Below are 13,792 nucleotides of genomic sequence, written 5' to 3'. Positions count from 1 at the left end.
CATTCTATTGTCGCTTAAAGTTCCACCTCTATGATTAGGTTCCAAATCGTTTGCGATACCCGCACTTTCGGCACAACTCTTCTACTGCTTCTCTTCTGGAGAATCCAAAGTACAGACGGTTTGCACGCTCACCTTCCACGATCTCGGAAAAAGTTTGCTCATGCACATTTCCTAAGTTAATGACACCTTCTCCATCAAGACAGCAAGGGACCACTGTTCCATCCACCAAAACCGCCGCCTGACTGCGAAGCGCGTGACAAAAGCCTTTTCCGTCATCTTCCGGAGCACTCAGGCTAGGCCATTCAAATTCGTAGTCCTGATTCAAATATACATTAGGAGCGATTTTGACCCCACTGCCCGGTATTACTTTTTCCTCAATCCGATAATCCAGCCCAAACTCTTGCTCCAATTGCTCCAGTGTCTCCCGGTTGCGCTGACGCTGCACATTAGTCAAATTATCTTGAGTCAGATTCCAGAGACGGAAGGAAATAATGATATTGTGCTTCACAGCTTCTCTGACAAACGTGAAAATATGACCCAAATAACCTTCTCGATCCACAGAACCTTCATGCCCGTCAAAACTATGAAGAGAAAAATTCATCTGCCGTAAGGCTGGCTGACCAAGCAGCTTATGTCCGGTCTTCGGCAGCAAGGTACCATTGGTGGTAATGTTGACCTTTAAGCCTTTTTCATGCGCACTCTCCAGCAAAAGATCAATTTTGGGATGGAGCAAAGGCTCTCCTTTTACATGCAGATAAATGTAATCCGTATGCGGCTTGACCTGATCAAGCACATTCCGAAAGACTTCCGGATCAATAAATTTTTTGACACGTTGTGTCTGAGGGCAAAAACTGCATGCAAGATTGCAAATGCTTGTTATCTCAATGTATACCTTCTTAAAAGTCTTCAACATGATTTCCCCATTCTAACCTTCATCCTGAACAATTGGTTTATACTCACTAATCTTATGATTATAACGGGTTATGAACGAGAGGTAAACTCTGCGGATATTTTCTATTGACCTTAGGTCTGACCTAAGGTTTATAGTGAAGTTATTCAATTATCAATTATGAGTAAGGAGACCTGTCATTGAAAAAACACATAACGATCAGCCAGCTTGCTCAGCTCATGAATGTATCTGTACATCAGCTGCGGTATTTTGAGGAAAAGGGGATCCTTTATCCGTTATACACAGATGAAAATCAATATCGAATGTACGGACTTCATGAAATTTATCAACTTTCCCATATTTTAATGCTACGTAAACTAAACATCCCTGTCGGTCAAATTGAAGAATGTATGACTTCCTACACTGCCGATGATTACAACCAGCTTTTAGAACATTCGTTACAGAAGGTACAGGATGAAATGGCTAACTTAAAGTTGCTCGAACAGTTTATTCACAAAGTGCTAAAAGAACATCATACCCTTACCCAGCAAAACAATGAGTATCGACTCAAGCTGCAGGGCACTCGACATTTAAAGCTGTGGTTTGCATTGGAGAGTGATCAAGAACTCACGGCCAGGAATCTATTTGAACAGCGGCCTGCCCCGCCACAATTATTTGAAAATGATCTACATTATCTATCTGACTCTGGACAGGTGAAGCTATACTATGAAACGACATCAGGAACAGCTGACTACATTCTGGAAGAAGGTACCTATCTCTACAAGCATTTCTCCGCCACTGAAGACGCTGAGATAGAACACCAAGTCCAACAACTGGAGCATTATGCGACCCAACACCAGTATGAATGCTTGAGCAAGATCATTGTGGTGGAAAAATCCTATCTATCCATATTTGACAGCAACGAGCTGCAATATGAGATTCAAGTACAAATTTCTGATAGCAGGAGGACGTTACATGAGTCCACAATCCTATGACATTGTTGCTTATCAAGAGCAAGACCATGAAGCCGTATGTAAGCTCTTAGTGGAATCGTTTAAAGCAAAATTTCAAGCTCTTGTTGCACTGGAGGATCAAGATATACAGCCTTTATTAATGCAGGTTTGGGTTCAAAATGCTAATTCTATATCTATGAAACAATTTGTCGCCAAAGAGAACGAAGATGTTGTTGGTGTCCTTTCGCTCAAATGGAAGGCTCCCTCCTCTTCACTTCCTATAGCCAATCTCATTTCTTTGGCTCCGCTTATAAAACAGTTTGGCTGCTTTAATGTATTTAAATTTTTGACAGGCATGCATGCGCTGGAATATAAGCCCGCCATAGATGAGTGTTACATAGATCATTTGGCGATTCGCTCAAGTCATCGCAATCAGGGGATCGGGCGACGTTTTCTAGCTTTCGCACAGCAGTTTACGGTTGAATCCGGTTTCCATGCGTTGACACTTCATGTAGCACATAAGAACCAGCAGGCTATTCGTTTGTACCACAATCTAGCGTTTGAAATAGAGCAGTCCCAATATAATTATTGGCGGCATTTTTGGTTCAAGGAGCCTGTATGGCATCTAATGAGCTGGAAAGAACGAAACTGCAATCGAGGAGAGAACAGCATTGAAAAAAACATATAGGCTTACCCTTGGTATTGTGGCAGGTCTGGTTGTTGCCTTGATATTGATTGTTTTATATCAAAATTCCTACAAGATGACGGAAGAAAAAATACAAATTGCGACTCCCAATGGAGTATTAACAGGTACACTGGTTTTGCCTAAGAACTACTCGGGAAAGATTGGACTGGTTGTTTTTGTCCATGGAGATGGTCCAATTAATGACACCTATGATGATGGATACAAACCACTGTGGGAAAGGTTCGCTTCTAAGGGCTATGCTTCCTTATCCCTGAATAAGCCCGGTATTAGCGGCGCTCCAGGCAATTGGCTGGAGCAGAGCATGGAGGACCGGGCACAGGAGATTCGATATGCAGTTGACTGGGCCAAAACCTTACCGATGATTGATAAGCACAAAATCGGCCTATGGGGAGCCAGTCAAGCTGGCTGGGTCATTCCGAAAATCGTTAAAGAGGAGCATGATATTGCATTCAGCATCCTTGTATCGCCGGCCGTGAATTGGATTACACAAGGGCAATTTAACACCAGGAAAGAGTTGGAACAAGAAGGAGCTAGCCCGCAGCAAATTAAAAAGAGACTGGACTACGACCAAAAGATTCTACAACTACTGAAAAAACATGCTTCCTATGAAGAGTACCTAAGCATGGCCGATCCTGAGAATATAATTCCCAAAGAAAGATGGAGCTTTATAGGCAAAAATTTTCGTTCTGATTCTACGGAAGAATTAAGCTACTTAAAATCCCCAGTACTCTTGGTTCTGGCTGGAAAAGATATGAACGTAGATGTAAAAGACACCGAGCGAGTATATCGCCAAAAGATATCTGCAGAGCTGCTGTCTGTCATTCATTTGCCTGAAGCTGACCATTCCATGATGAATGAACAAATCGCGCATTCCAAGTCCCTAACTTTCTTAACAGCCGTATTTGCCCCTAGACAATTGGTAAATGATGATTATCTAGAAATTCTCGCTGATTTTGTTAGTCAGCATTAAACAATGATATTCTTTTTTTGCCATATTTCTTTGGAATAGGCTAATGAAAACCCCATCGAAAAATAAAAGGACTGATCAGAACCCACAAAGATTCTTTCTACACCTTTGTCCTTGACTCTTTTTATGGCTTCATAAATAACGGCTTTTCCAAGCCCCATTTTTCTATACTTCGGTATCGTACCTACAGGCTCCAGTATTCCTATTTTATTTAGCTCGTCGTACCAGAGAGTAGTGAAAGAAGCAACTTCATTATTGGTGTCTAGGATGACTACATCGAATTCCGGTATATAATCAGGGGCATTTCTCAATGATAAATAACAACGCTCAGCCACATCATTATCTGGATAATCGCCCTTGTAGTACCCGAATGCTCTTCCATGAGCAAATCCTTTTTCAAAATCCCCAACTTCATTCGCATCCGAGATTCTAAACCCGTTTGGTAATTCCAGCTTTACATCATGCGGTACATTCATATAGGACGTCGTTTCTTTCCCATCCTGCAAGATGTACCGTCTTTTTTTCAAAAGCTCCTTCAGTTGCTCTCCATCCTCGTTTACGATTATATCTAAAGTAGCTACATTCTCACCATGTAAAGCTAATTTCAATTCAGCATAATCTATTAATTCATTTAGAAATTCATTTGAAAAATCACGATCAGCAAGCTGGAAATAAGCTTCACCTATGTTATCTTCTCCTTCCGGGTGAACAACAGCAATAATTTCATTATGCTCATCCTCCCAAATTCCAACAGTCTCAGGCCATGTTTCAAATGTGTTGTGCATAATTTGTCCCCAATATCTACAGAAATTCCAGCGATCTATGAACCAATTTTTAAGGTCAGGACTGCTTTTCAGCGACTGTTTCAAAAAATCTCCAACCCTTAAAAAGTCATGTGCTTCAAATTTTTTCTGAGTATACTTCATTATTTACCTCCTGCTCTTCTATATTGACTTTATTGTAATGATTCTGGAAGGTCTGATATATGCCAAGTTCTTTTATCAAATGTTTGTAACGTTATACTTATAAAAGTGGATAACAAAAACCCACAGATCTTCTCTGTGGGCACCTATTTTTTATTTTTTTGAATATACGATTTTCTTAATGCGATCTGTAGACAGTCCATATTGTTCTGAGAGCTCGTCAATGGACACTCCCACACTGAATTTTGCACGTATCTCTTTGTTCCGAATGAGATAATAATGGGCTGCCCCAGAGCTTTCTCCCCATCGCCTGCGCTCACTCGGACGATTGGGGATATAAATGAGTTCTCCTTGTATATACCGCTGAACTTCCTTAAGTAGATCATCAGGAAGCAAATCAGTTGCCTTCAAATAATTCATTTCGGCTCGCTCCTTAAAATAAATTGGTATTTTAAGGGCAAAGCCTGCGTCTGCAAACAACTAATTCTTCAAGCGAAATATATTTGCTCCACACCAAGCTTCGCCTTGTTTATTCCGCAGGCTTTGCATGGAGCTGATTGAGTACGAAACCAATGATAGGATACATCGTTCCCCCTCCTCTCAAGTATCATCTGGTTTTCACTGTTTCCAGTTCGTGTCCAGTTCAATGATTAGGAACTCAACTCATGTTATTGTAAAATACGAACTGCGTTGAAACAACGATCAAAGTTACACTCACAAACAATGGGTTGCTATTTATAATCAAACTCGATAAGCGCTCATTCAACCCTTACCTGCCCTTGGTTAGGCTGGAAACAGATCTATGAACAACAAAAAAAACGGCATTTCTGCCGTTTTTTCTAAAGAATGGACTCTCAGGGACTCGAACCCTGGACCAATTGATTAAGAGTCAACTGCTCTACCAACTGAGCTAAGAGTCCATATAAAATTATGGTGGAGCCTAGGGGGATCGAACCCCTGACCTCATCGCTGCCAGCGATGCGCTCTCCCAGCTGAGCTAAGGCCCCGTCACATGTAAATGAATTAACGTTTCAAGCGACTTCTATATCATATAAAATATTCGACCCTGTGTCAATACTTTTATAAAAAAAATATAATCCTCTTCCCACCACGGCCCTAAAAAGATACAGTCAGCGATCAGTCGCTGTCTGTATCTTTGGATAACAGTGTTTTCAGTTCCTTCATAAACATATTGATGTCTTTGAACTGCCGATAGACGGACGCAAAGCGTACGTAGGCGACTTCATCCACAGGATAGAGCTGTTCCATGACTAGCTCACCAATCTGCTGGCTATCCACCTCTGTGGCTGCTGTGTTGCGAATAGCGTTCTCCACCTGAGATACGATCAGATCGAGCTGCTCGACTGATACTGGACGCTTCTCACAGGCACGAATGAGACCGCGCAGCATTTTATCACGGCTAAACTCTTCACGGCTGCCATCTTTTTTGATGACCATCAGTGGGGTCTCTTCTACCATTTCAAAGGTGGTAAAACGCCTGGCACACTGTTCGCATTCGCGACGGCGGCGGATGGACTTATTATCATTCGCTGGTCGCGAATCCAACACTTTCGTGCCATTGTAGGCACAATACGGGCACTTCATAATCTCATCACTTCCTTTTTCCAATAAATTCCCGAAGCTTTTTAGTAATAATTTTGTCGAAACGGATCATAATATGTTTACCACGTCGCGAGGAGGTGAACAACAATGGCACAAGGAAACAATGGCAACTCCAACAACCTGGTAGTCAGCAGATCCTCCGGTGCTCTGGAGCAAATGAAATATGAAATCGCTCAAGAGCTGGGTATCAGCATTCCTCAAGATGGATACCAAGGTAACATGACTTCCTATGAGAACGGTTCGATCGGGGGCTACATCACAAAACGCCTCGTAACGATCGCCGAACAACAATTGGCAGGTCAATACCAATAATCTCGGTAATAATCAAGAAGTAATACGAAAAAGTGTAGGGATAGGCTGCTAAAAACAGCCTGTCCTGCGCTTTTTTCATTTTATAGCGAAAAGGCTCATATTGTCATTAACCTGTCACTTAAAACTCATTATAAATTTTTGTATATTGCCTGTAATAGTAGATGACTCGCTGTACATAATGCCGTGTCTCACCAAAAGGGATTTGCTTAATGGACTCTTCTTTGCCATCCCACACCCCTTGATCCAGCCACTCCTTAACTTTACCTGGACCAGCATTGTATGCCGCTACGATGACCACAGGATTATCCTGAAACTTCATAGACAGGTTATGCAGATACCAGGTTCCCAGCTCAATGTTGGTGCCGGGCTCGTGCTTTACACTGTCCAGCGGGACCTTCTGAATCTGGGCACTGTCCATAATCCAATTGGCGGTATTCGGCATAATCTGCATAAGCCCCAGTGCACCCTTGTGTGACTGCTTGCTGGTTTTAAAGTTTGTTTCCACACGGATAATAGACGCCACCAAAAATGGGTCCACTTCATACGTCTGAGAATATTGCCGAATTTCATCCTTATATTGAATCGGGTAAAACCATGACATCCAATTGGAATTGAGGAACAGAATCAGGACAAATCCGACAAACAAAATGAGCAGGACTCTTTTCTTACGTAAAATGTTCATGCAAGTCCCTTTCGCTGCCAAAACTGATCAATTTGCCGCTTCGTCTCAGTCTGTGTTCCGCTATTATCAATAACAATATCAGCCAAACTTTTTTTCTGCTCGATATCCATTTGTGCGGACAGGCGAAGCTCGGCTTGCTCTTCTGTCAGACCGTCTCTAAGCATCAGACGTCGGAGCTGAATATCACGTGGTACATATACAACCATAATTTCCTCGTACAGGCTCTCCAGCCCAGACTCATACATTAACGGGATATCTGCCAAAACAAGCTTGTCCGGCTGCTCCCGTTCATAAGCTTCCATGCGCAGACGCATTTCCTCACGAATAGCAGGATGCGTAATATCGTTAAGTGCCTGTCGCTGAACAGGGTCTCCGAATACAATCTCTCCCAGTCTTTTGCGGTGCAGGGTACCGTCACTGTTCACTATAGCTTGTCCAAAATGCTGTATGACCGCCGCCAGCACCGGATGCCCCGGAAGCATGACTTCCCGGGCAATGGCATCTGCGTCGATCAGCAGCGCACCCTTGGCGACCAAAAGAGCCGACACGGTGCTTTTTCCGGTAGCGATCCCTCCGGTTAATCCGATATTCATGCTCTTCACCTCATAACAGCTTCAATATGCCCATCATAATGAGTAATAATGCCGGCAATACACCGAGCGCCTTCATAAATCGAAATGCTGACAGGAAGAACCCTGCCTTCATACCAGCAATTAAAAATACACCACTGAATAACGTAATAGCCAGCGCAGTAGACAGGGGCTGAAAACCAAGCATGGCTGCACCTAATCCTGCTCCGAACGCATCGACCGATAATGCAATACCTAACCAAACCGCTTCGGTAGCAGATATACTGCCGGAACGGTCCATATCCGCAGCAGATGGGCTTCGAAGAATCCGAATAACAAGCCCCCATTTGCGGAACTCCAGCGAAAATAACGTTCGCTCCTCTTGCTGTAGCTCCAAAGAGGTTTCTGTCGGTAGGCCTTTTCCTGAGCTGCTTAGAGACTTTGTATTGGCATCCTCTGCACTTTTTTTCTCCGCAAGTGCTGATATATTCCCTGGATCAACCTGTTCCGTAAGGCAAAGATTCCCCGGAACTTCCGCTGCTTCCTCCGTCAAATCTTCCTTGCGGTGCAGAGCCTGAATCAAAGAGTAGCATCCGATACAGATCAGAATGACAGCACCGAAAACCGTCGTATATACAGGGGACAGGACACGAGATAGTAATGCGCCGAGCTGCATGGATATGCCGATCACTAAACCTGAACATACTGAGATGATGGCAATCGACAATAGTGGAATTTTCATTTTGCGCAGACCATATGTAACACCGACTCCGAAACTGTCCAAACTTAGTGCAAATGCCAGTAACAGCAGGGCTCCCCAATGATTTGCCACTCCAAATTCCCTCCCATTGCGAAGGCTGGGCCTTACAGCAACCTACTTCCTTCGCAGTATTGGTACTTGGAACAATATATGAGAGGGATGGGCTTGGGGTGACTGTGCCTGTTTAGCGCAAAGGCTGGCAGACCGGGCAATGATGTGTGCCACGTCCGGCTACGACGGATTTCTCGATCAATGTACCACAGTTCATGCAAGGCTTTGCGTTACGTCCATAAATTTGCAACTGATGCTGGAAATCGCCCGTTTTGCCCTGTCCGTTGACGAATGATTTGATGGACGAGCCACCAACCTGAATCGACGCGCCCAGCGTGGAGACAATAGCTTCATGCAGTACGCGAAATTGACTATCCGTTAGGCTTTTGGCTGGCTGTGCCGGATGAATCCCTGCCTTAAATAACGATTCATCTACATAAATATTCCCGATGCCTACCACATATGACTGGTTTAACAGTGCTGCCTTGATCGAAGTCGAACGAGTTCCAACAGCGGCACGCAGCATTTCAGGTGTAAAAGCCTCGTCCATCGGTTCCAAACCGAGTTTGTTCAGCGGCTTTTCCAGCAAATCTTGTCCTGCCGGAAATAAGTGCATCGTGCCGAACTGGCGCACATCCTGATAACGCAGCTCCGTACCATCTTTAAAATGAAAGATGACATGGGTATGCTTTTCCACAGGATCATCTTGTGAATACAATCCATAGCGCCCTTCCATTCGAAGATGGGAGACAAGCACCAGCCCGTCCAGCAAAATCCGAAGAAACTTACCGCGTCTCTCCACTCCTGTAATCCGGTGGCCGGCCAATTCCATCGCAAATGCGTGGATATCATCGGGACGTTGGATAATACGCGGCAAATTTACGGTTACATGATCTATATGTTTATCAACGATAAGCTCGTTTAGTGTTCGTTTAATGGTTTCTACTTCCGGTAATTCCGGCATGATGTCTTCACCTCACCCTATATTATAACGGAAGCAACGTCAAATTGGGACTATCTGCTCATTGAAATATCTTACTTGGCCTCATACCAATTGCTGCCATAGCTGACTTCCGCTTTAAGCGGTACAGCCAATTTTAATGCAGCTTCCATGGTAGCCGGGACAAGCTCTTTCATCGTCTCCATTTCCTCAGGCGGAACCTCGAATACAAGCTCATCATGTACTTGTAGCAGCATGCGGCTGCGAAGATTGCGTTCACGCAGCGCTGCGTCCATCTGCACCATCGCCAGCTTGATAATATCGGCTGCGGTACCTTGAATCGGCGTATTCATCGCTGTACGCTCAGCGAACGAACGCTGGTTGAAATTGCTGGCGTTAATCTCAGGCAAATATCGTCTGCGTTCCAGCAGCGTTTTTACGTATCCATCCCTCTTCGCATCCTTCACAATATCATCCATGTAACGGCGAACACCTTGGAACACGTCAAAATACTGGTCGATAAAGCGAGCCGCTTCCTTCCGCGTAATATTCAAATTTTGCGACAGACCATAGTCGCTAATCCCGTAAACGATCCCAAAGTTGACCGCCTTTGCGGAACGGCGCATATCGGAATCTACAGCTTCTGCTGGTACACCGAACACATCGGATGCGGTCTTGGTATGGATGTCCATATCGTGGACAAAAGCCTCTTTCAAACGCTCATCATCCGAAATATCAGCCAGCACCCGCAGCTCGATTTGTGAATAGTCTGCCGCCAAAATCGACCAGCCCGGTTCCGAGGGAACAAATACTTTGCGGATTTTGCGTCCTTCTTCGAGACGGATCGGGATATTCTGCAAATTCGGAAATTGACTGCTCAAGCGTCCGGTTGCCGCAACCGTCTGCCGGAAATACGTATGCACTTTACCTGTCTTCTCCGAAATTTCTTTAAGCAATCCTTCGACATACGTCGATTGGAGTTTGGCAATGGTGCGATATTGCAAAATATTTTGCACAATATCATGATATGGAGCAAGCTTTTCCAGTACCTCTGCATCGGTCGAGTACCCGGTTTTTGTCTTTTTAATAACTGGCAGACCCAGTTTATCAAACAAAATCTCACCCAACTGCTTGGGCGAATTAAGATTGAACTCTACCCCTGCAATGCTGTAGATCTCACCCACCAACGTTGCAATCTGGGCTTCAAATTCTTTACCCAAAGCGCGCAGTTCCTCTACATTCACCAAAATCCCCTGCTTCTCCATATCCGCCAAAATGCGTGATAACGGCATCTCCAGCTCATGGAACAGCTTGTGCATTTCCGTCTTTTCCAGTTCCGCCTGCTGCACGGGTACCAATGCTTCGATCACCGCTGCCTTACGTGCCACATGATCGGATAGTACATCCATTTCAGGAACTTTATATTTAGCTCCTTTACCAAACACTTCGTCATCTGGACGAATCGATGACAAGCCATACTTGGCTGCCAGTCCACTCAACGTCTGATTCGCGTCTGTCGGGTCTAGCAAGTATCCGGCCAGTTGCACATCAAATTCGGCTCCGGCAAACTCAATTCCATGCCAGTGTAAAGCCAAGTCTGTACGGTGCAAATCATGACCGCGTTTTTTGCGTTCAGGATCGGCAAGCCATTCGCGAATAGGGGTAGCTGCATCACTTTGTAGAACATTCAGTGTCATAAAGAACTGCCGCCCCGTTGCGGCAAATATTAAGCCTACAATTTCAGCATGATGCGGATTATCACCATGCGTCTCCACATGCAGCACATCTATGTTATTCAGCACTTCTACCAATTCGCTGATACGCTCTTCATCCAGCACAGTCACGTCTGCCGCGGCTTCCTCTACGCCAACTCCAGCACTGCCAACCTCGCCCGATAAGGATAAACGCTCCAGCAGGGACTTGAACTCCAGCTTCGCCAGAGCTGGTCCAGCCGTCTCAGCCTGCAGCCCGCTGAAAACTACATCTTCCAGCTGTTTGTCCAACGTTACATCCCGATAAATAGTCGCCAATTCCTTGCTCATTCGTGCATCGTCAGCATGTGTCTCCACGCGTTCTTTCATTTTGCCCTTCAGCTCATCCGTGTGCGCCAGCACCTCTTCGACTGAACCATATTGATGCAGCAGCTTGAGCGCTGTTTTCTCACCCACGCCCGGAATGCCAGGAATGTTATCCGACGTATCGCCCATCAGACCCTTAAGGTCTATGATTTGCAGCGGCTTCAAGCCGTAACGTTCCTGAATCTGCTCAGGTCCGTACGTTTCCACCTCGGTAACCCCCTTACGGGTTAAGCCGACCGTAACATGGTCTGAAGCCAATTGAAGCATGTCCTTGTCGCCAGTCACAACCAGCACATTGAAACCCGCTTCGTCCGCTGTTCTGGACAGGGTGCCTATAATATCGTCTGCCTCATAGCCATCCAGTTCAAATTGGGCAATGCCAAAGGCGGTCAATAGCTCTTTCAGCAGCGGAAATTGCTGGGACAGCTCCGGCGGCGTTTTCTCCCGTCCACCTTTGTAATCCTCGTACCCTTTATGGCGAAACGTAATTTTACCAGCATCAAAGGCAACCAAGATATGTGTTGGTTTGTGCTCCTCCAAAAGCCGCAATAACATTGTCGTAAATCCATACACCGCGTTCGTCTGCTGTCCGCTTGAATTCGTCAACGGCGGCATAGCAAAAAACGCCCGGTATATGATACTGTTACCATCTATAAGCATGAGTTTATCCATTTCGCACCTCACAAGTTCATCAATGCATTCGTAACGTTCTTACGTTTTACGCATTCCTCTTCCTATATTAACATACAAGACTCTTTTTCAGAAAAAAACGGCTGTTTCCTAGCCAAATTTGCCTTTTGCTCAAAGACAAGTCTGGGTTGGAAACAACCGCTATATACCAATCGCTCTACTGGTTCAAATCTGGTCTCTCCCCTGTCACGAGATATACAGTGCTTTCACCGATATTCGTGGCATGGTCACCAATACGTTCAATGTATCGTCCTACAAGCAATTGCAACATGGCCTGTGAAGCCTCTGCCGGCTTTTCTACCATAAAAGCGTATAGATCACTGATCATGTGGCTGTACAAGGAATCCACCCGATCATCCTCTTTAGCCATTTTGTAGGCCAGATCTGTATTTTCATCCAAATAGGATTTGATCGCATTGTCGATCATTTCTTTAACAATGGAAGCCATGTGTGGGATATCTACCAACGGCTTCATCGCCTGTTGCCCTTCCAAGCGAAGTGTGACCTTGGCAATATCAAGTGCCAAATCGCCCATACGCTCCAAATCACTGGAAATTTTAAATGCAACAATGATCCGACGTAAATCCTTCGCTACCGGCTGCTGGGTAATTATGAGCTTGGAGCCCATATCCAGAATATTTTCTTCCATTGTATTGAGGGATGCATCATTTTTGACTACCTGCTGGGCCATTTCTGTATTTTTGGTCTGCAAACATTCAATAGCCTGATCGAGCGCCTTCGAAACGTGTGCACCCATTTCGCGCAGTACGGCTCTCAGTTCTTCTAATCCTTCATCAAAACCTTTTCTACGTATCATTTCGAAGTCACCCCTTCTCGCATAATCATTAATTTGGCTTTAGCCAAAACGCCCGGAAATATAATCTTCCGTACGTGAATCCTGTGGCGTGGAAAACATCGTCTCAGTATCCGCTGCCTCCACTACAACCCCATTCAAAAAGAACGCAGTTCGACCAGACACACGCGCTGCCTGATGCATGTTATGCGTCACCATGACGATAGTATACGTGTCTCTTAATTCTTGAACCAGTTCTTCAATTTTCATCGTCGAGATCGGGTCCAACGCAGATGTCGCCTCGTCCATGAGTAAAATATCTGGCTGTACAGCAAGCGCCCGGGCAATGCATAGCCGTTGTTGTTGCCCGCCGGACAAGCTCAGAGCAGAACGCTTCAGAAAATTTTTAACCTCTTCCCAAAGTGCTGCCTGCCGCAGACTTTGCTCCACCAATTCATCTAACTTGTCCTTTTGCCGAATTCCATGCAACCGCGGGCCGTAGGCCACGTTATCATAAATGGACTTGGGAAACGGGTTAGGCTGTTGAAAAACCATTCCCACCTGTTTGCGCAGCATTTCTACTTCCATGGTATCGCCGTATATATCCTGACCTGCGATGCTCACGGTGCCCTCAATACGCGTTCCCGGTATCATGTCATTCATCCGGTTCAAAGTACGCAGCAATGTTGATTTGCCGCAGCCGGATGGGCCGATGAAGGCTGTTACCGTTTTTTCAGGAATATCCAGGTTTATATGTTTCAGCGCGTGGAATTTTTCATAATACAAATTCAACTTATCAATCCGGATTACGGAATCATTCATGGATTTATGATCTCCTTCGTGTTGCAGTTATGGT

Annotated in this window: 15 protein-coding genes and 2 tRNA genes; 4 read left to right on the top strand and 13 right to left on the bottom strand. The window is 45.0% G+C overall.

Annotated elements, in window-relative coordinates; all coding sequences use genetic code 11:
* Window positions 1–34 precede the first annotated feature (34 nt).
* Window positions 35–913 carry a radical SAM/SPASM domain-containing protein gene (locus KSP24_RS14670; RefSeq protein WP_013370372.1) on the bottom strand — a complete coding sequence of 293 codons (879 nt, stop codon included), beginning with the start codon at window positions 911–913 and terminating at the stop codon, window positions 35–37.
* A gap of 176 nt (window positions 914–1,089) precedes the next feature.
* Between KSP24_RS14670 and KSP24_RS14665 the strand changes: the two genes are divergently transcribed.
* The 3 genes from KSP24_RS14665 to KSP24_RS14655 are packed head-to-tail and all read left to right on the top strand — an operon-like array spanning window position 1,090 to window position 3,518.
* Window positions 1,090–1,884: a helix-turn-helix domain-containing protein gene (locus tag KSP24_RS14665; RefSeq protein WP_216975555.1), complete on the top strand. Its 795-nt coding sequence runs from the start codon at window positions 1,090–1,092 to the stop codon at window positions 1,882–1,884.
* The gene (locus tag KSP24_RS14660) at window positions 1,865–2,530 is read left to right on the top strand and encodes a GNAT family N-acetyltransferase (protein ID WP_216975553.1); all 666 of its coding nucleotides are present in this window, start codon (window positions 1,865–1,867) and stop codon (window positions 2,528–2,530) included. Before KSP24_RS14665 ends, KSP24_RS14660 begins: the two co-directional genes overlap by 20 nt.
* Complete coding sequence (locus tag KSP24_RS14655) at window positions 2,514–3,518, top strand: alpha/beta hydrolase family protein (protein ID WP_216975551.1); 1,005 nt, start codon at window positions 2,514–2,516, stop codon at window positions 3,516–3,518. Before KSP24_RS14660 ends, KSP24_RS14655 begins: the two co-directional genes overlap by 17 nt.
* Here KSP24_RS14655 and KSP24_RS14650 read toward each other — a convergent pair.
* The 5 genes from KSP24_RS14650 to nrdR form a co-directional block, all read right to left on the bottom strand.
* Entirely contained in the window at window positions 3,515–4,441 is a 927-nt protein-coding gene (locus tag KSP24_RS14650) for a GNAT family N-acetyltransferase (RefSeq protein WP_216975549.1), read from the bottom strand. The genes KSP24_RS14655 and KSP24_RS14650 overlap by 4 nt on opposite strands.
* A 150-nt stretch (window positions 4,442–4,591) precedes the next feature.
* The gene (locus KSP24_RS14645) at window positions 4,592–4,858 is read right to left on the bottom strand and encodes a CD3324 family protein (protein WP_216975548.1); all 267 of its coding nucleotides are present in this window, start codon (window positions 4,856–4,858) and stop codon (window positions 4,592–4,594) included.
* A gap of 427 nt (window positions 4,859–5,285) precedes the next feature.
* Window positions 5,286–5,358 (bottom strand) — tRNA-Lys (locus KSP24_RS14640).
* A gap of 11 nt (window positions 5,359–5,369) precedes the next feature.
* A tRNA-Ala gene (locus KSP24_RS14635) sits at window positions 5,370–5,445 on the bottom strand.
* 130 nt (window positions 5,446–5,575) lie between these two features.
* Window positions 5,576–6,043: a transcriptional regulator NrdR gene (gene nrdR, locus KSP24_RS14630; RefSeq protein ID WP_013370366.1), complete on the bottom strand. Its 468-nt coding sequence runs from the start codon at window positions 6,041–6,043 to the stop codon at window positions 5,576–5,578.
* Window positions 6,044–6,148: 105 nt separating this feature from the next.
* Here nrdR and KSP24_RS14625 point away from each other — a divergent pair, with 105 nt between their 5' ends.
* Complete coding sequence (locus tag KSP24_RS14625) at window positions 6,149–6,373, top strand: alpha/beta-type small acid-soluble spore protein (RefSeq protein WP_013309613.1); 225 nt, start codon at window positions 6,149–6,151, stop codon at window positions 6,371–6,373.
* A gap of 118 nt (window positions 6,374–6,491) precedes the next feature.
* Here the strand turns inward: KSP24_RS14625 and KSP24_RS14620 are convergent, their stop codons facing one another.
* The 7 genes from KSP24_RS14620 to pstB form a co-directional block, all read right to left on the bottom strand.
* Window positions 6,492–7,055 carry a lytic transglycosylase domain-containing protein gene (locus tag KSP24_RS14620; RefSeq protein ID WP_013370365.1) on the bottom strand — a complete coding sequence of 188 codons (564 nt, stop codon included), beginning with the start codon at window positions 7,053–7,055 and terminating at the stop codon, window positions 6,492–6,494.
* The gene (coaE, locus tag KSP24_RS14615) at window positions 7,052–7,648 is read right to left on the bottom strand and encodes a dephospho-CoA kinase (protein WP_013370364.1); all 597 of its coding nucleotides are present in this window, start codon (window positions 7,646–7,648) and stop codon (window positions 7,052–7,054) included. Before coaE ends, KSP24_RS14620 begins: the two co-directional genes overlap by 4 nt.
* A 10-nt stretch (window positions 7,649–7,658) precedes the next feature.
* The gene (locus KSP24_RS14610; protein ID WP_216975546.1) at window positions 7,659–8,456 is read right to left on the bottom strand and encodes an MntP/YtaF family protein; all 798 of its coding nucleotides are present in this window, start codon (window positions 8,454–8,456) and stop codon (window positions 7,659–7,661) included.
* A gap of 112 nt (window positions 8,457–8,568) precedes the next feature.
* A complete protein-coding gene (gene mutM, locus KSP24_RS14605; RefSeq protein ID WP_058829345.1) occupies window positions 8,569–9,399 on the bottom strand; it encodes a DNA-formamidopyrimidine glycosylase in 831 nt (276 codons plus the stop codon).
* Between the two features lie 71 nt (window positions 9,400–9,470).
* Window positions 9,471–12,125: a DNA polymerase I gene (gene polA, locus KSP24_RS14600; RefSeq protein WP_137078231.1), complete on the bottom strand. Its 2,655-nt coding sequence runs from the start codon at window positions 12,123–12,125 to the stop codon at window positions 9,471–9,473.
* A 175-nt stretch (window positions 12,126–12,300) separates the two neighbouring features.
* Entirely contained in the window at window positions 12,301–12,960 is a 660-nt protein-coding gene (gene phoU, locus KSP24_RS14595) for a phosphate signaling complex protein PhoU (protein WP_016819636.1), read from the bottom strand.
* Window positions 12,961–12,999: 39 nt separating this feature from the next.
* Complete coding sequence (gene pstB / locus KSP24_RS14590) at window positions 13,000–13,758, bottom strand: phosphate ABC transporter ATP-binding protein PstB (RefSeq protein ID WP_013370358.1); 759 nt, start codon at window positions 13,756–13,758, stop codon at window positions 13,000–13,002.
* Between the last annotated feature and the right edge of the window lie 34 nt (window positions 13,759–13,792).

This window comes from Paenibacillus sp. AK121, from assembly GCF_019042715.1.
Lineage (GTDB): Bacteria > Bacillota > Bacilli > Paenibacillales > Paenibacillaceae > Paenibacillus > Paenibacillus polymyxa_C.
This window is presented reverse-complemented; position numbering and strand designations above follow the sequence as displayed.